General features: G+C 68.1%; 17 protein-coding genes. 7 read left to right on the top strand and 10 right to left on the bottom strand.

The features are described from left to right. Nucleotides 1–71 precede the first annotated feature (71 nt). From C8D87_RS38725 to C8D87_RS38695, 7 genes are all read right to left on the bottom strand, one after another. The gene (locus C8D87_RS38725; RefSeq protein WP_112231345.1) at nucleotides 72–857 is read right to left on the bottom strand and encodes an SGNH/GDSL hydrolase family protein; all 786 of its coding nucleotides are present in this window, start codon (nucleotides 855–857) and stop codon (nucleotides 72–74) included. Nucleotides 858–2,044: 1,187 nt separating this feature from the next. Further along, nucleotides 2,045–3,064: an N-acetylglucosamine kinase gene (locus C8D87_RS38720; RefSeq protein ID WP_112231343.1), complete on the bottom strand. Its 1,020-nt coding sequence runs from the start codon at nucleotides 3,062–3,064 to the stop codon at nucleotides 2,045–2,047. 5 nt (nucleotides 3,065–3,069) lie between these two features. Next, nucleotides 3,070–4,338, bottom strand: a complete 1,269-nt coding sequence (locus tag C8D87_RS38715) for a 6-phospho-beta-glucosidase (RefSeq protein ID WP_112231043.1) — start codon at nucleotides 4,336–4,338, stop codon at nucleotides 3,070–3,072. Then, nucleotides 4,335–5,228 carry a carbohydrate ABC transporter permease gene (locus tag C8D87_RS38710; RefSeq protein ID WP_112231041.1) on the bottom strand — a complete coding sequence of 298 codons (894 nt, stop codon included), beginning with the start codon at nucleotides 5,226–5,228 and terminating at the stop codon, nucleotides 4,335–4,337. Before C8D87_RS38710 ends, C8D87_RS38715 begins: the two co-directional genes overlap by 4 nt. Beyond that, a complete protein-coding gene (locus C8D87_RS38705; RefSeq protein ID WP_109631376.1) occupies nucleotides 5,225–6,199 on the bottom strand; it encodes a carbohydrate ABC transporter permease in 975 nt (324 codons plus the stop codon). The genes C8D87_RS38710 and C8D87_RS38705 overlap by 4 nt, the downstream gene beginning before the upstream one ends. Nucleotides 6,200–6,211: 12 nt before the next feature. After that, on the bottom strand, nucleotides 6,212–7,540 hold the full coding sequence (locus C8D87_RS38700; protein WP_112231341.1) for an ABC transporter substrate-binding protein: 1,329 nt from the start codon (nucleotides 7,538–7,540) through the stop codon (nucleotides 6,212–6,214). A 16-nt stretch (nucleotides 7,541–7,556) separates the two neighbouring features. Further along, nucleotides 7,557–8,768, bottom strand: a complete 1,212-nt coding sequence (locus tag C8D87_RS38695) for an ROK family protein (protein WP_112231039.1) — start codon at nucleotides 8,766–8,768, stop codon at nucleotides 7,557–7,559. Between the two features lie 126 nt (nucleotides 8,769–8,894). Between C8D87_RS38695 and C8D87_RS38690 the strand changes: the two genes are divergently transcribed. Then, nucleotides 8,895–9,539, top strand: a complete 645-nt coding sequence (locus tag C8D87_RS38690) for a DUF3159 domain-containing protein (protein ID WP_112231037.1) — start codon at nucleotides 8,895–8,897, stop codon at nucleotides 9,537–9,539. Between the two features lie 31 nt (nucleotides 9,540–9,570). Here C8D87_RS38690 and C8D87_RS38685 read toward each other — a convergent pair whose 3' ends face one another. From C8D87_RS38685 to C8D87_RS38675, 3 genes are all read right to left on the bottom strand, one after another. After that, nucleotides 9,571–9,894 carry a hypothetical protein gene (locus C8D87_RS38685; RefSeq protein WP_112231035.1) on the bottom strand — a complete coding sequence of 108 codons (324 nt, stop codon included), beginning with the start codon at nucleotides 9,892–9,894 and terminating at the stop codon, nucleotides 9,571–9,573. A 79-nt stretch (nucleotides 9,895–9,973) separates the two neighbouring features. After that, nucleotides 9,974–10,891 carry an N-acetylglucosamine kinase gene (locus C8D87_RS38680; protein WP_112231033.1) on the bottom strand — a complete coding sequence of 306 codons (918 nt, stop codon included), beginning with the start codon at nucleotides 10,889–10,891 and terminating at the stop codon, nucleotides 9,974–9,976. A 51-nt stretch (nucleotides 10,892–10,942) separates the two neighbouring features. Further along, nucleotides 10,943–13,534 carry a S8 family peptidase gene (locus C8D87_RS38675; RefSeq protein WP_170166738.1) on the bottom strand — a complete coding sequence of 864 codons (2,592 nt, stop codon included), beginning with the start codon at nucleotides 13,532–13,534 and terminating at the stop codon, nucleotides 10,943–10,945. A 337-nt stretch (nucleotides 13,535–13,871) separates the two neighbouring features. On the opposite strand from C8D87_RS38675, the gene C8D87_RS38670 reads away from it, so the two are divergent. Genes C8D87_RS38670 through C8D87_RS38645 form a run of 6 tightly spaced genes read left to right on the top strand, consistent with a single transcriptional unit; the run spans nucleotide 13,872 to nucleotide 20,325 of the window. Beyond that, a complete protein-coding gene (locus C8D87_RS38670; protein WP_112231029.1) occupies nucleotides 13,872–14,726 on the top strand; it encodes a fumarylacetoacetate hydrolase family protein in 855 nt (284 codons plus the stop codon). Between the two features lie 3 nt (nucleotides 14,727–14,729). Next, nucleotides 14,730–16,040: an enolase C-terminal domain-like protein gene (locus C8D87_RS38665; protein ID WP_112231027.1), complete on the top strand. Its 1,311-nt coding sequence runs from the start codon at nucleotides 14,730–14,732 to the stop codon at nucleotides 16,038–16,040. Beyond that, nucleotides 16,033–16,785: an SDR family NAD(P)-dependent oxidoreductase gene (locus C8D87_RS38660; RefSeq protein ID WP_112231025.1), complete on the top strand. Its 753-nt coding sequence runs from the start codon at nucleotides 16,033–16,035 to the stop codon at nucleotides 16,783–16,785. Before C8D87_RS38665 ends, C8D87_RS38660 begins: the two co-directional genes overlap by 8 nt. Nucleotides 16,786–16,799: 14 nt before the next feature. Further along, nucleotides 16,800–17,840, top strand: coding sequence for a sugar ABC transporter substrate-binding protein (locus C8D87_RS38655; RefSeq protein WP_112231023.1), 1,041 nt, complete (start codon nucleotides 16,800–16,802; stop codon nucleotides 17,838–17,840). Then, on the top strand, nucleotides 17,837–19,312 hold the full coding sequence (locus tag C8D87_RS38650; RefSeq protein WP_112231022.1) for a sugar ABC transporter ATP-binding protein: 1,476 nt from the start codon (nucleotides 17,837–17,839) through the stop codon (nucleotides 19,310–19,312). Before C8D87_RS38655 ends, C8D87_RS38650 begins: the two co-directional genes overlap by 4 nt. Continuing rightward, the gene (locus C8D87_RS38645; RefSeq protein WP_112231020.1) at nucleotides 19,309–20,325 is read left to right on the top strand and encodes an ABC transporter permease; all 1,017 of its coding nucleotides are present in this window, start codon (nucleotides 19,309–19,311) and stop codon (nucleotides 20,323–20,325) included. Before C8D87_RS38650 ends, C8D87_RS38645 begins: the two co-directional genes overlap by 4 nt. The last annotated feature ends 3 nt before the right edge of the window (nucleotides 20,326–20,328 follow it).

Below are 20,328 nucleotides of genomic sequence, written 5' to 3'. Positions count from 1 at the left end.
AGGGGGTAAGGCGCCTGCGGTGAGAGGGCCCGACCGGCATTCGGGGGAGAGTGCCGGTCGGGCCGCTCTTGTCATTGGTAGTTCTCTTCGGTGCACCGCGCCAGCGGCAACAGCTCCGGCCGCTTCGGCGCCAGTCCGTCGCCCATCGACTCGCCCCGCAGCTGCCTGCCGATCCACGGCACCACGTGCTCACGCGCCCACTTGAGGTCCGCCTTGCGCTGGGTCACCCAGTCCGCCTGCTCCAGCGCGGGCCACGGCTCGTTCCACGCGTCGTCGTCCATCAGCCCGAGCACCTGGGCGGCCTTGAGCGCGACCCGCTGGTGGCCTTCCGGCGAGAGGTGCAGCCTGTCCTCGCTCCACGCGCGACGGTCGTGCAGCACGTGCATCGACCAGAGATCGACCATGCGGCAGTGGTAGCGCTCGGCGATCGACCACAGGTGCGTGTTGTAGATGGCGACCTTGCCCCTGAGGCTCCTGAGGAGCGGCGTGGCGCGGGTGTCGAAGCCGGTGAAGATCACGACGTCGCACCCCGCCGCCCTGAGGTCGGCCACGGCCACCTCGTAGACCTCGGCCAGTGCGTCCGGGTCGCTGTTCGGGACCAGGATGTCGTTGCCACCCCCGCAGAACGTGACAAGGTCCGGTTTGAGCGAGATCGCGAGCGGCACCTGCTCGTCGACGATCTCCTGCAGCATCTTGCCTCTGATCGCGAAGTTGGCGTACCTGAACTCCGGTGCCGTCTCGGCGATCATCGCGGCCAGGCGGTCTGCCCAACCCATGTAGGTGTCTCCTGGGCCTGGATCGTCCATGCCCTCGGTGAAGCTGTCCCCCAGGGACACGAGACTGTTCCATCGCAGCAGCACAACATCCCCCTCGCCTAACGCGACTTCCCCTGCTCTGTCTGGCTCTGGCTCGGCCTGCCGGGGGCCTGCGCTGGTCTTGCCTGGCTGGCTTCCCCTACCTGCCTGGCTCGGCCTGGCGTCGGCCCCTGTGTCAGCCCGTGCCTGCCCTGCAGCGGCCCTTGTGCTGGCCCCGCCTTGCCCTGGTTGCCTGCTTCGTCTGCGACTCCCGTTCGCAGGCGACTGGTTAGCATGCACAACCAACCGCTGGTTACGCCACCGTCGGTTACGGCATCGTAGGTTTTGTTTGCTCTCGGTGACGATTCTTTTACCACTCGTTAGAGGGAAGCTTGAGGGCTATCGAGTGGCGCTGCAGGCGGATCGAGGGGATTCGTCTTGTTTGGTCGCTACCTTCTCGCGGGTGCGTTCTGGTTTGCCGCTTCCCTCCGTTTCGGTGGGTGTCGCGCTTGTCACAGTCGGGGTTCTTGCCGGGCTGGCGATGTCCACCGGGGTTGTGACGGTACCTGGGCCGTCTGATGCTGCCCCCGTTGAGCCTGAGGTGGCTCAGATCGGTGGGGATCAGCCGCCCATGGAGTTCACCCCTGTGCCTTCCGCCGTGCGGGTGGCGCCGTCGGGGCGGCCGTCTGGGCGGCCTGTGGTTACTTCGCCGCCGCATTCGAATCCTGTTGTCACGCCGGAGGTTGAGCGGGAGGAGCCTCGGGTGAGTGTGGTGGGGACGACTGTGGTGCCTTCGGTTTCGTTGCCTTCGTTGTCGTCTTCGGCTGTGTCTGGTTCGCCTTCGTCGTCCGTTGTGGTTGAGCCCTGATCTTGGGGGGGCGCCGTTCCGGCGTTTGCGCGCCGGTTGGGTGGGTCGTCCCCCGGTTGCGTTGGCGGGTTCCGGACCCCGCCAATCTGACCGCGCCCAACGCAACAGGCGTGCCATGCTCGGCTTCGCCTTCGCGAGATGTGGCGCGTGCCGCGCGAGGACTTGTGTGCCCCAAAGGGAAACCCCCGCAGCGACGTCGGCGCGTGACGTCGCTGCGGGGGCCGTGGGACCTTTCCGAAGGGGAGCGCCGCCGCCGATCAGCTCCCCCTCGGAAAGGGGTTGGGCCACTGCTCGGGACGCCGCCGCCTGTCTGCCCCGAGCAGTGGGGTTGGGACCGTCTCAGGGGGCGCCGCCGCCGATCTACCCCCCGAGACGGGGTCTGTCACCCGCTGGCCGCTACGTCCAGGGTGGACGTTGTGGCCGGCAGGTGGTCGTCGTAGGCCGAGCGCAGCCTCAGCTCTGCGCCCGGCGAGGCACCGATGGTGTCCAGGCCCAGCAGTGCGGCGCCTACCACTGGGGGGAGGTCGACCACCCGGACCTGGGCCAGAGGGGCCACGTCCAGGATTTGCCTGCGGACCGGGGCCAGGACTGTTTCGCCCGTGCCGGTCATCACGCCGCCGCCCAGTACGACGTCCACGGCCTCGTCCACCAGGTCGAGCTTGCGCAGTGACACCGTTGACAGGAGAACGATTTCCTCGATCAGGCGGTCGACGATGGACCGGGCCACCGGGTCGCCGTGGCCGGCGACCTCGAAGAGGATCGGGCAGAGGGCGTGCGGGTCGAACTTCACTTCTTCGAAGTGGAGTTTTTCGACCACGTCGGCGATTGAGGTCTCGCCGTAGTGTTCCAGGAGGGCTGGGAGGAGCTCGGTTGGCTTGCCTCGGCCGTCTTCCGCTCGGACTGCCAGCCAGAGGGCTTGTTCGCCCAGGTGGCCGCCGCCGCCCCAGTCGCCGGAGATCGGGCCCAGGGCCGGGAAGCGGTGGGTGCGGCCGTCTGCTGCCACGCCGACTGCGTTGATGCCCGCGCCGCACACCACGGCCACGCCTACACCGGAGGCTGTGCCGGAGCGGAGGAGGGCGAAGGTGTCGTTGCCGACCACTACGGAAGGGGACCAGCCTCGTTCGGAGATCGCTCGCGTCAGGTCCTCCTCCTCGCGGGGCAGGTCGGCCCCGGCCAGGTAGGCGGCTGTGTGCGTGGCGATCGGCTCGTCGGGGGACAGGCCCGCTTGTGCCGCGGCTTCGCGTGCCAGGCTTTCGAACACGTCCAGTCCGCGCTTCATGCCCACGGTCTGCGGCGGGGCGCCGGGGCCGCGCACCTGCGCCAGCACCTTGCCGTCCGCGTCGACCAGCAGCACAGCGGTTTTGCTGTTCCCGCCGTCGATGGCTAGCACCCGGTCGGTCATCGGTTTCAGGCTCCCTTCACCCACGGAAGCAGATCGCGGTTCTGCGCGATCAGCTCGTCGGCCAGCTGGTCCGCGATGGCGTGCTGGCCGATCAGCGGGTGGGCGAGCAGCGCGTTCGCCACTCGGTCACGGCTGCCGTGGAGTGCCGCCTCCAGTGCCAGGTACTCGTACGCGGTCACGTGCGAGATCAGGCCGGAGATGGACGGTTCCACGGGGCGGACCGGTAGCGGTGCGCCACCAGAAGAATCCACAGTGGACGAAACTTCGATCACGGCGTCGTCGGGCAGGAACGGGAGGGTGCCGTTGTTCTGCACGTTCACCACATGCTTTTCGGCGCCGGCGCCGCCTGTCAGCGCGTGCACCAGTTGTACGGCCGCCTCGGAGTAGTAGGCGCCGCCGCGCTGGCCGAGCTGTTCCGGCTTCGTCACGACCGACGGGTCGCCGTAGATGTCCAGCAGCTCCTTTTCGACCGCTGCCACGACTTCGGCGCGCGGTGGTTCGGTCTGCTGCTTCTTCACGACGGCGTCGTGGTTGTAGAAGTAGTTCAGGTAGTACGAGGGCACCATGTTCAGGCGTCGCATCAGCGCGCCGTCGATGCCGATGTGCTCGGCCAGTCCCTCGACGTGGTCGGAGAGGAGTTCGGGCAGGCGGTCGACGCCGTCGACGTAGACGCCGCGCTCCCACGTGAGGTGGTTCAGGCCGACGTGCTCCAGCTCCACTGTGGACGGGTCGACGCCCAGCAGGGCGGAGGTCCAGCGCTGGAACGTGATCGCCACGTTGCACAGGCCGATCGCCTTGTGGCCGTGTTGCAGCAGGGCCCGCGTCACGATGCCGACCGGGTTCGTGAAGTTCACGATCCACGTGTCCTCGCCGGCCAGCCGGCGCACCTTGTCCGCGATGTCCAGGACCACCGGCACGGTGCGCAGGGCCTTGGCGAGGCCTCCGGCACCGGTGGTCTCCTGGCCGACGCAACCGCAGGTCAGCGGGAACGTCTCGTCCGAAGCGCGGGCCTTCTGGCCGCCCACGCGCAGCTGCAGCAGCACCGCGGACGCGCCCTCGACGCCATCCTCGAGCGACGTGGTGGTGCGCACCTTCGCCGGGTGACCCGCGTGCTCCAGCAGGCGCTGGCTGAACGGGCCGACGACGGAGAGGCGGTGCTCGTCCGGGTCGACCAGGACGATCTCGTCCACCGCCAGGCTGGTGCGGCGGCCGGCGATGCCGTCGATCAGCTCAGGTGTGTAGGTGGACCCGCCACCGACGACGGTGAGTTTCATCCCTTGACTCCCGTGAACGTGATTCCCTTGACGAACGACTTCTGGGCGAAGACGAAGAGGACGACGGCCGGGATCATCGTCAGGAACGTCACCGCCATCGACGAGTTCCACTGGACGATGTGCATGCCCTTGAACGTCGCCAGTGCCAGCGACAACGTCCACTGGTCCTTCACTTCGCCGGTGTAGAGCAACGGGCCGAAGTAGTCGTTCCAGGTGAAGAGGAAGCAGAACAGCGCGGTGGCAGCGATGCCGGGCTTCGCCATCGGCACGATGACCCGGACCAGCGCCTGGAACTCCGAGCAGCCGTCCACCCTCGCCGCGTCCACATAGGACTGCGGGATGGTGAGCATGAACTGGCGCAGCAGGAAGATGCTGAACGCGTCGAACAAGAAGTAAGGAACGACCAACGGCCACAGCGTGCCCGTCAGGCCGAGTGAGGACCACGTGTCGTACAGCGGCACCGCCACGACCTGCGGCGGCAGCATCATCGCGCCGATGACCAGCAGGAAGGCCAGGTTCCGGCCGCGCCACTGGAGTTTCGCGAGCGCGTAGGCCGCGGGGATCGACGAGATCAGCATCCCGGCGGTCGCGAGCAGCGAGTACGTGAGGCTGTTGATCAGGTACTGGAACAGCGGGGCCTTGTCGAAGACCTCGACGAAGTTCTCCCAGTGCCACTCGCGCGGCCACAGGTCCGCGGTGAACGCCTGGTCGTCGGACATCACCGCGGTGAGGAAGACGAACACGACGGGGGTGGCGAACATCAGGCCGAGCGCGAGGCCGATCGCGTGCGTGGCGACCCAGTTCAGGAAGCCGCCGACGTCGCGCTTCCTGCGCGGCTGCTCCGGATCCGCGGGGACGTCGACCGGTGGTTTGGTCAGCGTGGCGGTCATGCTCCCGGACCCCCTTCCTCGGCGGTGGAGTTCTTGCGCATCCGCTGAACCAGCACGATGGTCACGGCGAACGAGATGATGAACAGGAGCGTGGCCATCGCGGCCGCGTAGCCCATGTCGAAGTAGCGGAAGCCCTGCGTGTACAGGTAAACCGGGAACGTCAGCGTCGAGTTGTCCGGGAAACCGAGATATTTGGTCGATCCCGTCGCGTCCGCGGCTCCCGAGCCGGCCGACCCCGCGACGACCGCCTGTGTGAAGAGCTGCAACGCGAGGATCACCGAGTTCACGATGCCGAAGAGCAGCACCGGCGAGATCGTCGGCAGCGTGACGTGCCACCAGCGCCGGATCGGGCCGGCGCCGTCGAGCTCCGCCGCCTCGTACTGCTCCTGCGGCACGTCGAGGATCGCCGCCAGGATGATGATCATCAGGTCGCCGGAGATCCACAGCATGATCGCGGTGATGCCGGGCTTGGCCCACGCCGGGTCGGAGAACCACAGCGGCGAGTCGATCCCGAAGACACCGAGCAGGTTGTCGACCGGACCACCGTTGGGGCGCAACACCATGAAGAACACGAGTGTCGCGGCCACCGGCGGTGCCAGCGAGGGCAGGTAGCAGAGCGTGCGGATCAACCCGACGCCCGACTTGAGACGAGCGATGACCGACGCCACACCCAGCGCGAACACCGTCCGCGCGATCGTGAGCACCAGGACGAACCACAGCGTGTTCGTGATCGCCTTGATCAGCAGGGGATCCTTGAACATGAACGTGTAGTTGTCGAGGCCGTTGAACTCCGGCGCGTTGATCAGGTCGTACTTCGTGAACGAGAAGACGACCGTGGCGACCAGCGGATAGCCGAAGAACAGGACGAAGCCGATGATTGCCGGGGCCATGAACCCGAGCACGGCGAGACGGTGGCGGGCACGTGCCCGCCCCCTGCCGGGGGCGGGCCGAGCGCCGAGCGTGGCGGTCATCGTGGGAATCCCTTACTTGCCGCTCTTGGCGATCTGGTCGTCGATGTTCTTGTCGACTTCCTTCAGACCGGCTGCGAGGTCCGGCACCTTGCCGGAGGTGTAGGACACCGCGAAGTCCGTGACGGCCTTGATGTGCGCGTCACCGATCGGGGTGACCGGGTTGCCCTTGAGCTTGTCACTCTTGGCCAGGTCGATGAACGTCTTGAACTGCTCGTCCACCTGGAGCTTCGGGCTCTCCATCGCGGCCTTGGTGCTCGGCACGTTCTTGATGGCGTTGGAGAGATCGACGATCGTGTCGGTGTCGAACGACAGGTGCTTGATCAGCTCCCACGCGGCGCCGGGGTTCTTGGCGCCCTTGGGAATGCCCATGATCGTGCCGGTGGTGAAGGCGGTGCCGTAGTCGGCGGGCTTCCAGGTCGGGAACGGAGCCGTGCCGAACTTGATCTGCGGCGCCTGGGCCTTGAGGAAGGCGGTGCGGTACTCGCCGTCCATCATGATCGCGATCTTGCCCTGGTGGAACGCGTGGTCGGCCGAGTACTCCTGGCCGAGACCCGCGCGGAAGCGCTCCAGCGCGTCGAAGCCGTAGAAGTCAACGAGCTTCTTCTGGAACGTCATCATCTCGGCGAAACCGGGCGAGGAGGCGAGCGCCGACTTGCCGTCCTTCTCCCACTCGGCACCGAACGACGGAGCCAGGATGGTCGGGCGGTTGGCGTAGAAGCCCATCGTGGGCAGGTAACCCGCGACCTCGATGTCGCCGTTCGGTGCCCTCTTGGTCAGCTTCTTCGCGGCCTCGAACAGCTCGTCCAGCGTCTTCGGCGGGGCCGTGACGCCGCCGGCCGACATCATGTCCTTGTTGTAGTACATGGCGTACACGTCGGTGAGCATGGGCATCGCGCAGCGGTTGCCCTTGTACTCGGTGTACTCCCTGACCGCGGGGGAGATCTGGTTCAGGTCGACCTTGTCGCGGTCGATGTACGGCTTCAGCGCCTGGAACGCGCCGGAGGAGCAGAACTGGCCGATGTTGTCGGTGGTGAACGACAGCGCGACGTCCGGGGTGTTGCCGGACCGGATACCCGCGGTGATCTTGTCGTCGTCCTGCGAGCCCTCGTGCTTGATCTCGATGTTCGGAAACTTCTTGTTGAACGTCTTGAGGGCCTTGGTGACCTCTTCGTACTCGCGGTCGGAGTAGTTGCTCCAGACCGTGAGCGTGAGCTTGTCGTCCTTACCGGGAGCAGCGGCAGCACCGTCGGTGGTGGAGCCGCCACCCTTGCCCGCCGCACATGCGGTGAGGGTCAGCGCTGCGGCGACACAGAGCAAGGCAGCACGGGTGTGCTTGCGCATGTGCACTCCTTCTCGATCAACGTGGGGACCCGGCGACCACAGGGCCGCGGAATGGAGCCGTGGTGGCTGCCGGCAGGCCGAAGACCTGCTCGCGCGCGACGGCCAGTGCCGAGTGCAGTGCGCCGCTGCGCACCGGCTTCCCGGTCACCAGGGCCAGCTGGACCGGAGTCCTCGGCACCACCAGTTGCCGCAGTTCCGCGGCAACGAGATCGTTCAGCGTGGCTCCCCCTGCCTGGGCGATGTCGCCGGACAGGAGGATGAGTTCCGGGTCGAGCACCGCGACGACGCTGGCCACACCCGTGGCGATGCGCCTGGCGAGATCGACCATGAACTCCCTGCCCGCCGGCCCCGCGGCCAACGCCTTGCGCACGGCACCGTGGCCGTTGCGCGCGGCGAGCCCGTGAGCCCTGGCGAGCTTGCAGATCGATGCGTTGCTGAGCAGCTCACCGAACGTGCCGCCGGAGCGGTCGGTGTCGGTGTCGGCCGATGCGCGGTCGGGGATCATCAGCCCGTCGATCTCGCCCGCGCCACCGGAAGCGCCGCGCAGCAGCACCCCGTTGATCACGACAGCGGCACCGACGAGGTCCGCGGGCCAGATGACGACGAAGTCGCGCACCTTCGTGGCCCGTCCGGCGACCATCTCCTCCAGCGCGACGAGGTTGACGTCGTTCTCGACGCTCACCGACGTCGCGAGCTGCTCCCGCAACCGGCCGGGCATGTCGAAACCGCTCCAGCCGGGCAGATGTGGCGCGTAGGCGAGCTCGCCGTTCGCGGGGTTCACCGCGCCAGGACAGCCCACCACGACGTGCAGCAACTGGTCGGGCGCGAGACCTGCCTGCCCGCACGCCTTGCCGACCGCGCTCACGAGCGCCTCGAGCACACCGTGCTTCACGGGCATCGGCGCCTTGTACTCGGTGAGCACGGCACCGGAGATGTCCGCGATCGCGATGTCGACCGTCTCGGGGGTGAGGTCGATTGCCGCGATGTGCGCGAGGGCCCCGTTGACCGACCACAGCTGGGCACGCGGCCCGCGTCCACCACCGCGCAGTCCGTTGCGGACCACGGTGTCGGCGGTTTCCAGCCGGGTGAGCAGCTGTGCGGTCGCCGGCTTGGAGAGGCCGATCAGGCCCTCCAACTCCGACCTGGTCAGCGGCCCGTTGCGCAGCAAAGCCTCGATGGCTGCGCGGTCGTTGATCTCCCGCAGCAGTCGTGGGCTTCCGGCACGCATTAGGTCCGCTCCTGTCTGTTAACTTTCCAGACGATTTCCGCAGACGGTAGTGACCTGGTTCACCGGGGTCAATCCCCGATATGGGTCCGTTACCTGACTTAGGTTCACCTAAGGCAGTCTGGAACCATGACCGACGTGCGCCAGGAGTCGCTCGCATCACTGCTCGGAGGCCGAGGCGGCGCCCTCGACGCCTCCCTGCCGCCTCTGGCGTTCGTCGCGGGCTGGCTGATCTGGGGCCACTCGATCGGTGCGGGTGCGGTGACGGCCGTGCTGTGCGGCGTCGTGATCGGCATCGTGCGCTTCGCGCGCGGCGAGAAGCCCCGAGCGGTGATCCTGTCGGTGCTGCTGGTCGTGGCTGCCGCGCTGATCGCCCTCTACACGGGGCGCGTCGAGGACTTCTTCCTCATCCAGCTGCTGTCCAACGTGGCCTCGGCCCTCGCGTGGGCGGGTTCGATCGCGGTGCGCTGGCCGTTGCTGGGTGTCGTCGTCGGGACGCTGCTGGGGCAGAAGGCGCGGTGGCGGCGGGATCCTGCCCTTTTGCGCGCTTACTCGGTCGCCTCATGGGCTTGGGTCGGGCAGTACGTCCTGCGGGTCGCGGTGTTCACGCCGTTGTGGCTCGACGCTCAGGTGTTCTGGCTGGCGACCTTGCGTGCGGCGTTGTCGTGGCCGTTGCAGATCGTGTGCATCTTGGCGTCGGGGTGGCTGCTTCGACGCGCGTTGCCCGCCGGGCATCCCGGGTTCCGGCACCCGCAGGTGCCGGAGCAGGCGTAGCCCTTCACGAGAGGCGTTGCCGTCAGCAGGATCAGTGCGGGTGCTGAGGCGGGTACTGCTGCTGTTGCGGCGGGTAGGGGTACTGCTGCTGGGGCGGGTAAGGCTGCTGCGGTGGTCCGTACTGCTGCTGGGGTGGTCCGTACTGCTGCTGGGGTGGTCCGTACTGCTGCTGATGTTGCTGCTGCGCGTAGTACTGCTGCTGTGCCCAGTACTGCTGCAGCTGCCGCTCGCGGTTCTTCCGGCTGTTGCGAGCCGACACGATCACGGCGATGACGATGATCGGGATGATGAGGAACCCGATCAGCCGGCCGAAGAGGTAGGCCGGGTCGGAGCCGGCGGCGAGCACGTGGATCACCGTTGCACCTTGGCAGACTCCGGGTGCCCGGTCTCACCGAACGCGACGATCCGAGTGTGATCTGTAGCGCCCGGTGGCTCTAAGCCGGCCGCGGGGCGGTCGGTCCCAGCACGTCAACGGCGGCCAGCCAGGCCGCGCCCGCCGCTCCCTCCGTCGCCATGATCACCTGGGCGTCGCTGCGCGTGAGCAGTTCCTGCTTCAGATGGGTGCCGACCGGCGTCTTGATCAGACTGCCCACGAGCACGATCGGGGAGGTGTCGGACGGCTCGCGGACGGCGGAGGCCGTGTCGGCGAGCAACCGTGCCGCGGACGCCACGATCGTCAGGGCCTCTGGATCGCCGTGGTGGTAGGCGGCGCTGACGAGCGGGGCGAACTGCGCCATCGCGATGGGTGGCTGGGCGTTGACGGCGTTGATCAGCTGGCCTCGGCCGCGCGCGCCGGCCGCCGTCAGCACCGCGGTGGCGAGGCCTTCCAGAGGTGCGCCGAGGTCCAGCAGCCTCAACGTCGCGCGGACGGCTTCGCGGCCCAGCCAGAACGCCGAGCCGTCGTCGCCGATCAGCCAGCCGTAGCCGCCGGACTGGGCGACCATGCGGTGGTCCACCACGCGTCCTGCGATGGAACCCGTGCCCGCCACCAGGACCGTGCCGTCGGGGGACGACGTGCCGGTGGCGAAGGCGGCCTCGCAGTCGGTGATCACGCGCATCGGGCACTGCAGGCCCGCGCGTTCCCAGGCTTCCTGGAACAGCGCGGAGATGGCAGGGTCGGACAGTTTCGAGGCGCCGGCCATGCCCAGGACGCCGGAGCGGACCTTGCGGGAGTCGAGGCCGTCCAGGGCTTCCGCCAGGGCCTCGCCTATGTGGGCGGCGGCCACCGATGGCGGGTGCGAGTTCGGGTTCGCGCCGCCCGCCACGCCCTGACCCAGGCGGGCGCCGTCGAGATCGAGCACCAGCGCCCTCGTTGACGTGCCACCCGCGTCGAGTCCGACCACCAGATCCATATCGACCGAGTATGCCGAGAGACGCGCGGCGAGGGCACGCCCAACCGGGTGTCACCTGGTCAGCGCGCGGCTACCGGTTGCGTTGTGGTGGAAGAACACCAGCGACCCGGCCGGAACCCGATCACCCGGATGGACCACAGTGGACAGTGACGGGACGACCATCTCGTAGGAGAACACGGCAGAAGGAGCAACGTCGATCAGCTCGTCGGAGTCCGCCGGCGCGGTGTAGGGGCCGTCGACGCCGACGGTGTAGGTCACCGGGCCCGGCGGCAGCACCGAGCGCGACACCGGTAGTACGACGACGTCGCTGTCGAACACGTTCGTGTCGGAGGAGCCGTCCAGACCGTTCAGCGGCTGCTCGTCCACGACCTCCTCGGTGTCCGCGACGACGGTGCGTGCCAGCCAGAGGTCGGCCGTCACCTCGTCACCGGCGTTGGTCGGCTTCACGGCCGTGGTCACGAAGTCCTTGCCGCCCGCGGAGAACCGCACCTTCGGCTTGGTGTTGCTGCCGAGATTGGTCCACGTGTCCCAGGTCGCGACGCCGAACGCCAGCAGGTCCGGCGTCGCCGTCGCGCCCACGTAACGCAGATCGCCGCCACGGGCCGTGCGGTTGACGGCGCAGTTGTCCTGGAGGTCCTGGCCGCAGGCGGGCAGCCGGTCGGAGCGGGCGCCGAGCCGCAGCACGGTCATGCGGGCGCGGTAGTCCTGTTGATCAAGGCCTTGGCCGGCGACCCTGCCGGCGACCACGGTCAGCCGCGACACCGGCTTCGGTGCCGCGTAGACCGGCACCCGCAGCGAACGGTCACCCGAGAACGTCACCAAGCCGGACGCCTCCGCCAGGTACTGCCGTCCCTCGCCCAGTGCGACGGTGGGGTCTGGTGTCTTGCGCAGCGCCGACGGGTTCGAGATCCACAGCTGCACGCTGACCAGCGTCGATCCGCCCGGCGGCAGCGCCAGGTGAGGTGGGGTGACTCGGAAGGACACGCCGGGAACCGACGTGATCGGTTCGTACTGCGCGCGCAGGCGGACGGGAGTCGTCCCCTTGTTCAGCAGTCGGATCGTTCGGTGGTTCAGCAGCGGGCCGCCCACCTCGACCGTGCCGAACGACGCATCGCCCACCGCCAGCACGTCGGCTGACAGAGCCGCGAGTCCGTCGACACGGCCGGCGCCGACTCGCATCGGTGCCTCGCGTACGCCGTCGGCAGACCGGACGACACCGGAAGCGGTGTTCATCAACGTTGCCTTGATCTCCGCGACGGTCCACTGCGGATGGGCCTCGCGCAGCAGCGCCGCGATCCCGGCGACGTGCGGTGAAGCCATCGACGTCCCGCCCAGCGAAACACCGCCGGAGGCAGTCCCCGCGGCGGCGGAGAAGACCGTGTCACCGGGCGCGGCCAGCGAGATCGACGAACGAGACCGCGAAGAAGACGGAGTGATCGTGTCCGCGATCGAGGGCTCCGACGACGGCACCGCGAGCTTCAACGCGGACGTCAGGTGCACCGTCAGCGTCCCGGCCTCCAACGCGGGACGCAAAGCGGTAGCGGCCGCCGCCGTCAGCTGAAACGCCGGAATGTGTGCATTACCGGCGATCGCGGCCGCGAACACCGGCAAGGAGGTCGGCAGCAGCACCCCGGCCGCCCCGGCTTTCCAGGCGTTGTCCGTCCGAACCGCGGTACCGCAGGCACGAGTGGCGTCGTTGTCGTCCCACTCCAGCCAGACGATCTTTCCTGCCAGCGGCTCTGCGATCGGCTTGCAGCCATCCACATCGGACGAAAGCCGCACCACCGGCATCGTGAGGTCGAAGGCCTGCTTGAAACCGAGGCTGTACTGCCCCGGCCACCGCTTGCCGGCCACCTCCAGTCCGTCCAGCATCGAGAACGCGTCCCGGCTGTTCGCCACCGAGATCGCCTCGGGCGAGTTGCCCGGCGACCCTGCCACGTCGTAGAAGTCGCCACCGTTCCCGGCCGCCGCGACGACGACCACCCCGTGCTGCACCAGCTTGCGCACGAACAACGAGTCCGGGTCGTCGGAAGCACCGAAATCGCTGCCCAGCGACAGGTTCACCACGTCGAGCCGGTCGGAGAAGTCCCCGTCACCGTTGGGATCGAGCGCCCAGTCCAGCGCCTGCGCGGTCAGGTTCGTCCCGCCCTTGCAGCCGAACACCTTCAGTGCGTAGAGCAACGCGCGAGGCGCCGTCCCCGGTCCGATCTTCAACGAGTCGAGGTCGACGGAGGAGTACGACCCGCGATAGGTGGAGCCGTCGCTGTTCACCCCGAACCCCGCCGCGGTCCCGGCGACATGCGTGCCGTGCCCATCGCAGTCCATCGGATCCGCGTCCGGCTCCGGCAGAGACCCGGACGTCCCGGTGTACTCGTCACCCGCGAAGTCGTGCCCGCCGACGATCTTCGCGTTCGGGTACGAGCCGCCACCGAAGTCCGCGTGCCGGTAGTCGATTCCGGTGTCGATCACGCCGATGCGGACACCGTCGCCGAACCGCCCGAACGACTTCCACGCGTCGGCGGTCCGTGTGAGACGGACGGCGTGCGCGTTCGCGAGCTTCTTCGGCACCATCCGGTGGACGGCCCGCACCTCGGGCATGCGCGACAAAGCCGACAGGCGGGACTTTTCCGTCGCGAGAACCACGCCGGGAACGGCGTTGGACGTTCGGGCAACCTCCCGGCCACCTGACCGGGAAACCACTCGAGAAGCCTGGGTCGACGTCCGCTCGCGGGCTGAACGCGCCTGTGTAACGGTCGCTGTGTCGACCGCAGCGACCGAGGTCAGCTCCACGAAAACGGTTACGCGCTCGGCTGGGCCGGATGGTGTGAGCAGTGCGCCCGCCAGGAGTGATGCGGTCACCAACTTCATGATCAACCCCTCCTATTCATCGGACGACTTCACGTCGAGACCTAGACGAACGTGCCCTCGCGGGGCTATACATCCGATGTATTTTGGCGGTGTGAGTAGAGGAGGAACGGCCGTGCAGCTTTTGCGCCTGGGGCCGGTCGGCGATGAACGTCCTGCGGTGAGGACTGACGACGGGGCCACGTACGACCTCCTGCCGATCACGCCCGACATCGACGGCGCGTTCCTCGCGAACGACGGCGTCGCCCGCGTCCGAGCGGCCCTCGAAGCCGGTGAGCTGGAGGTGCTTGACGTCGAGGGGCTCCGCACCGGGCCGCCGCTCGCGCATCCCGGCAAGGTCATCTGCATCGGCCTCAACTACCGCGACCACGCGGAGGAGACCGGCGCGGAGATCCCCGGCGAGCCGGTGATGTTCCTCAAGACGCCCGACACGATCGTGGGCCCGTACGACGAGGTGCTCGTCCCGCGCCGGTCGGTGAAGACCGACTGGGAGGTCGAGCTCGGCGTCGTCATCGGGCGCACCGCTCGCTACCTCGAGTCCGAAGAGGACGCTCTGGCCTGCGTCGGCGCGTACGTGCTCTCGCACGACGTCTCCGAGCGGGAGTTCCAGATCGAGCGCGGCGGGACGTGGGACAAGGGCAAGAACTGCGAGACGTTCAACCCGCTCGGCCCCTTCCTCGTGCCCGCCGACGAGATCTCCGATCCGCAGAGCCTGGAGATGCGGCTCTGGGTGAACGGCGAGATCAAGCAGAACTCGTCCACCAAGAACATGATCTTCCCGGTCGCGGAGATTGTGCGCTACCTGAGCCAGTTCCTCGTCCTTCGACCGGGTGACGTGATCAACACAGGTACACCCGCTGGAGTGGCGCTGGGCCAGCCGGAGCCCAAGCCGTACCTGCGCGCCGGTGACGTCGTCGAGCTGGAGATCGAGGGTCTCGGCAGGCAGAAGCAGACCCTCGGGCAGGCCTGACCCATGCCCAAGATCACCGCATTGGACGTCCTGGACATCAGGTTTCCCACGTCGCGCGAGCTCGACGGCTCCGACGCGATGAACCCGGACCCGGACTACAGCGCCGCGTACGTGGTGCTGCGGACCGACGACGGACCGGAGGGCCACGGGCTCGCGTTCACCATCGGCCGTGGCAACGACGTGCAGGCTGCCGCCATCAGGGCGCTCGCCCCGCACGTCGTCGGCAAGGACGTGCCGGAGAACGCGAAAGCGCTGGGAGAGCTGTACTTCGAGCTGATCGGCGACTCGCAGATCCGCTGGCTCGGCCCCGAGAAGGGCGTCGCGCACATGGCGATCGGCGCCGTCGTCAACGCCGCGTGGGACCTCGCCGCCCGCCGCGCCGGGCTACCGGTCTGGCGGTTCCTCGCCCAGATGACGCCGGAGGAGATCGTCAGCCTCGTCGACTTCCGCTACCTGAGCGACGCGCTGACGCCGGACGACGCGCTGCAGATCCTGCGCAAGGTCGAGCGCGGCAAGGCCGAGCGCGCGGAAACGGTCGCCCGCGACGGATATCCGGCGTACACGACGTCACCCGGCTGGCTCGGCTACTCCGACGAGAAGCTCGCCGGCCTCGCCCGCCAGGCGCTCGCCGACGGCTTCGACATGATCAAGCTCAAGGTCGGCGGCAGCCTCGACGACGACGTGCGCCGGATGAAGCTCGCCCGTGAGGTCGTCGGCGACGAGGTGCGCGTGGCGGTCGATGCGAACCAGCGCTGGGACGTCGACACGGCGGTGCGCTGGATGCGTGAGCTGGCGCCGTACAACCCGTACTGGATCGAGGAGCCCACCTCGCCGGACGACGTGCTGGCGCACCGCGCGATCGCCGACGCGCTGGCCCCGATCAGGGTCGCGACCGGTGAGCACGTGCAGAACCGCGTGGTGTTCAAGCAGTTCCTCCAGGCCGGGGCGATCGACGTGCTGCAGCTCGACGCGTGCCGGGTCGCGGGCGTGAACGAGAACATCGCGATCCTGTTGCTGGCCAAGAAGTTCGAGGTGCCGGTGTGCCCGCACGCGGGCGGCGTCGGCCTCTGCGAGCTGGTCAGGCACCTGTCGTTCTTCGACTACGTCGCGATCTCCGGCGAGATCGGCGAACGCGTGATCGAGTGGGTCGACCACCTGCACGAGCACTTCCTGGACCCGGCCGTCGTCGAGAACGGCCGCTACCTGGCACCCGCCGAGCCGGGATTCTCCGCTCAGCTCAAGGACGAGACGCTGTCCGACTACCTCTACCCAGAGGGTCCGGTGTGGACGGCATTGGAGGGCGAGAGTGACTGAGTTCGAAAGCCTTGTCGCCGTCGTCACCGGCGGCGCGTCCGGCATCGGCCTCGCCACGGCGAACCTGCTGTCGAGCAGGGGAGCGACGGTCGTGGCGCTGGATCTCAACCCGGACGTGAAGGACCCGCTCGTCGGCATCCGCGCGGACGTGTCCGACGACGACAGCGTGAAGGCCGCGATCGACGAGGTCGTGCAGCGGTTCGGCCGTCTCGACGTCGTCGTCAACAACGCGGGCATCGGCGCGCAGGGTGACGTCACGGCCAACACCGACGCCGAGTGGTCGAAAGTGCTGGACGTCAACGTGCTCGGCATGGTCCGCGTCTCGCGGGCCGCGTTGCCGCACCTGCGGAAGTCGCCGTCGGCGGCGATCGTCAACACCTGTTCCATCGCTGCCTGGGCCGGGCTCCCGCAGCGTGCTCTCTACTCGGCCAGTAAGGGTGCGGTGTACTCGCTGACGCTCGCGATGGCCGCCGACCACGTGCGCGAAGGCATTCGCGTCAACGCGGTCGCTCCCGGCACGGCGGACACCCCGTGGGTGGGCCGTCTGCTCGACTCGGCACCGGATCCGGCAGCCGAACGAGCCGCGTTGGAGGCACGCCAGCCGCACGGCCGTCTGGTCTCCGCCGATGAGGTCGCGGGCGCGATCGCCTACCTGGCGAGCCCGCTTTCCGGTTCCACCGCAGGCACGATTCTCGCCGTCGACGGTGGCATGTATGGCTTGCGCTTGCGTCCCAAGCAGTCATGAAAGGCAACACGACAATGAAGCGTCGCAACCTCACCGCCGCGGTATGCCTCGCGCTCGCCGGTGCACTGACACTGACCGCCTGTGGTGGTGGAGCCGCCGGAACAGGCGCTGGTGGCGTCGGCCCGATCGGTGCCGACCACCCGCGGGCCGACTCCGACTTCTGGAACTCGTACATCAAGTACTTCCCGGACAAGGCCAAGGAACTCGGCATCAACCTGCTGAACCCCACCAACTCGCAGAACAAGGTGGAGAACCTGGTCGCCAACGCGCAGTCGTTGCAGTCGCAGGGCGCCAAGGCGATCGTGATGGCCCCGCAGGACACCGGCGCGATCGCGTCCACCCTTGATCGGCTCGACAAGGCGAAGATCCCCGTGATCACCGTCGACACCCGCCCGGACAAGGGCAAGACGTACATGGTCGTGCGCGCGGACAACAAGGCGTACGGCGAGAAGGCCTGCAAGTTCCTCGGCGACAAGCTCGGTGGCAAGGGCAAGGTCGTCGAGTTCCAGGGCGCGCTGTCGTCGGTCAACGGCCGTGACCGCTCCGAGGCGTTCGCCGCCTGCATGAAGCAGAACTACCCCGGCATCACGGTGTTCGAGGAGCCGACCGACTGGGAGGGCCCGAAGGCGTCCGCGGCCCTGCAGACCAGGCTCAACCAGCACCCGGACATCAACGGCATCTACATGCAGGCCGGTGGCGTGTTCCTCGCGCCGACGCTGCAGGTGCTGCGGCAGAAGAACCTGCTGGTCCCGCCGAGCGACCCCAAGCACATCTTCATCGTCTCCAACGACGGCATCCCGTCGGAGCTGGAGGCCATCCGCAAGGGTGAGATCGACGCGACCGTCTCGCAGCCGGCCGACCTCTACGCGCAGTGGGCGCTCTTCTACGCCAAGGCCGCGGTCGAGGGCAAGACGTTCCAGCCCGGCAAGACCGACCACGACTCCACCATCGTCGACGTCGGCGGCGGCCGCCTGGAGGACCAGCTCCCGGCACCGCTGATCACCAAGGAGAACGTCGACGACAAGGCCTTCTGGGGCAACCAGATCGCGAAATGAGTGAATTCGCAGCCACCGCGCGTGGCGTGACGAAGCGGTTCGGGCGGACGCTCGCGTTGGACGACGTGGGCATCGAGATCCGGGCCGGTGAGTCGCACGCGCTCGTCGGTCGCAACGGCGCGGGCAAGTCGACGCTGGTCTCGATCCTGACCGGCATGCAGGTGCCGGACGCGGGTGAGGTCAGCTTCTTCGGCGAACCCGCGCCGCCCGTCGCCGACCGCGCGGCGTGGCGCCGTCACGTCGCGTGCGTGTACCAGAAGTCGACGGTGGTGCCGGAGCTGTCGGTCGCCGAGAACCTGTTCATCAACCGGCAGGACCTCGGCGGCGGCCTGATCAGCTGGAGGAAGCTGCGGCACCAGGCTTCCGAGCTGCTGGAGACCTACGACGTCGCGGTCAACCCGGACGAGCTGGTGTCCGCGCTGACCGTCGAGCAGCGGCAGCTCGTCGAGATCGCGCGGGCGCTGTCGATCGGCTCCCGGTTCGTGATCCTCGACGAGCCGACCGCGCAGCTCGACGGCCCGGCGATCGAGCGGCTGTTCGACCGGATGAGGTCGTTGCAGGACAAGGGAGTGACGTTCCTCTTCATCTCCCACCACCTGCAGGAGGTCTACGAGGTCTGCCAGACGGTGACGGTCTACCGCGACGCGCGGCACATCGTCACCGCGCCGGTCGCCGAGATGTCCAAGCCGGACCTGATCGAGGCGATGACCGGTGAGGCGGGCGGGCTCAACGTGCCCAGCGGTGACGACCGGCCCTCTTCCTCCGATGAGGTGCTGAAGGTCTCGGCGTTGAGCGGGGAGTCCTTTTCGGACATCTCGCTGTCGGCGACGCGGGGCGAGGTCATCGGGCTCGCGGGCAGCGCGTCGTCCGGCAAGCACGAGTTCGCCGAGACCGTGTACGGGCTGCGTAAGCCGTCGTCCGGCTCGATCTCGGTGGACGGCTCCGCGGTGCGCGGCGGTGACGTCCCGGCTGCCTTGAAGGCAGGGATCGGTTGTGTGCCACGGGATCGCCACCACCAGGGGCTCGTGCTCGACCTGTCGATCGCGGAGAACGCGACGATGAGCACGGTGGGCTCCTTCGTGTGGCCGTCGGCGCAACGTTCCGCCGGCAGCACCGCGATCGCCTCGTACGACGTCAAGGCCGCCGGGCCGGACCAGCCCGTGTCCGACCTGTCCGGCGGCAACCAGCAGAAGGTCGTGATGGCGCGGGCACTCGCCAACGACCCGTCCGTGCTGGTGCTGATCAACCCGACCGCCGGTGTGGACGTGAAGTCCAAGGAGTCGCTGCTCGGGGTCGTCGACGCGCAGGCGCGCAGGGGCAAGGCGGCGATCGTCGTGTCCGACGAGCTCGACGACCTGCGCGTTTGCGACCGTGTTCTCGTGATGTTCCACGGCCAGGTGGTGCGCGAGTTCGCACGCGGCTGGCGCGACCAGGAACTCATCGCCGCCATTGAAGGAATGAGCTCGGAATGACGAAGGCCATGACACCACCGGTCTCGGCGCCTGCGCCGCCTCCCAGGCAGAAGTTCCAGTTCGCGCGCTATCAGGACCTGGCGCTCGTTCCTGTGATCATCATTCTGCTGATCATCGGGGCGGTCCTCTCGCCGATCTTCCTGACACCGGGCAACCTGATCGCGGTGCTGACCCAGCAGAGCGAGCTCTCGTTGCTGGTGCTGGGCCAGGCGATGATCCTGATCGTCGGCAAGATGGACCTGTCGCTCGAGTCCACGGTCGGTCTCGCGCCCGCGCTGGCGGTCGCGTTGATCATCCCGGCGTCGTCCGGCGGGCTGGACGTCGGGCTCGCCGCGTGGATGGCGCTGCCGTTGTGCCTGCTCATCGGTGTCGCGATCGGTGGCCTGAACGGGTTCTTGATCCTGAAGGTCGGGCTGTCCGGGTTCATGGTGACCCTGGGCATGCTGACCGCGCTGCGCGGCCTGCAGCTCGCGATCACCGAGGGCAAGTCGCTGATCGACGTGCCGGAGTCGTTCCTGTACCTGGGTTCCACGACCTGGCTCGGGCTGCCGGCGGCGGTGTGGATCTGCATCATCTGCTACGCCGCGGGCATCTTCGTGCTGAAGTACCTGCGCGCCGGCCGTTCGTTGTACGCGATCGGCGGCAACTCGGAGGCCGCGCGTGCCGCGGGCATCCGGGTGGACCGCGTGGTGTGGATCGTGCTGATCATCGGCTCGGTGCTGGCGGTGATCGCGGGCATCCTGATGACCGGGCGGCTCGGTTCGGTCGCCGCGACGCAGGGCGAGGGCATGATCTTCCAGGTCTTCGCGGCCGCGGTGATCGGCGGCATCTCGCTGCAGGGCGGCAAGGGCACGCTCTTCGGGGCGCTGTCCGGTGTGCTGATGCTCGGCCTGGTCGAGCAGATCCTGCGGCTGCAGGGCGTGTCCGGCTTCTACATCAAGGCCTCGTACGGCGCGGTGATCATCCTCGCGCTGATCGTGACCCGGTTCGCGACCGGCCAGAAGCAGGAGTGAGTC

Source organism: Lentzea atacamensis (assembly GCF_003269295.1).
GTDB lineage: Bacteria > Actinomycetota > Actinomycetes > Mycobacteriales > Pseudonocardiaceae > Lentzea > Lentzea atacamensis.
This window is presented reverse-complemented; position numbering and strand designations above follow the sequence as displayed.

Bases quoted from the DNA above. Each gene is read 5' to 3' on its own strand.
- C8D87_RS38665 (WP_112231027.1), top strand. From the start codon at position 14,730: ATGCCCAAGATCACCGCATTGGACGTCCTGGACATCAGGTTTCCCACG.
- C8D87_RS38715 (WP_112231043.1), bottom strand. From the start codon at position 4,338: ATGAAACTCACCGTCGTCGGTGGCGGGTCCACCTACACACCTGAGCTG.
- C8D87_RS38695 (WP_112231039.1), bottom strand. From the start codon at position 8,768: ATGCGTGCCGGAAGCCCACGACTGCTGCGGGAGATCAACGACCGCGCA.
- C8D87_RS38700 (WP_112231341.1), bottom strand. From the start codon at position 7,540: ATGCGCAAGCACACCCGTGCTGCCTTGCTCTGTGTCGCCGCAGCGCTG.
- C8D87_RS38655 (WP_112231023.1), top strand. From the start codon at position 16,800: ATGAAGCGTCGCAACCTCACCGCCGCGGTATGCCTCGCGCTCGCCGGT.
- C8D87_RS38690 (WP_112231037.1), top strand. From the start codon at position 8,895: ATGACCGACGTGCGCCAGGAGTCGCTCGCATCACTGCTCGGAGGCCGA.
- C8D87_RS38680 (WP_112231033.1), bottom strand. From the start codon at position 10,891: ATGGATCTGGTGGTCGGACTCGACGCGGGTGGCACGTCAACGAGGGCG.
- C8D87_RS38720 (WP_112231343.1), bottom strand. From the start codon at position 3,064: ATGACCGACCGGGTGCTAGCCATCGACGGCGGGAACAGCAAAACCGCT.
- C8D87_RS38710 (WP_112231041.1), bottom strand. From the start codon at position 5,228: ATGACCGCCACGCTGACCAAACCACCGGTCGACGTCCCCGCGGATCCG.
- C8D87_RS38650 (WP_112231022.1), top strand. From the start codon at position 17,837: ATGAGTGAATTCGCAGCCACCGCGCGTGGCGTGACGAAGCGGTTCGGG.
- C8D87_RS38645 (WP_112231020.1), top strand. From the start codon at position 19,309: ATGACGAAGGCCATGACACCACCGGTCTCGGCGCCTGCGCCGCCTCCC.
- C8D87_RS38705 (WP_109631376.1), bottom strand. From the start codon at position 6,199: ATGACCGCCACGCTCGGCGCTCGGCCCGCCCCCGGCAGGGGGCGGGCA.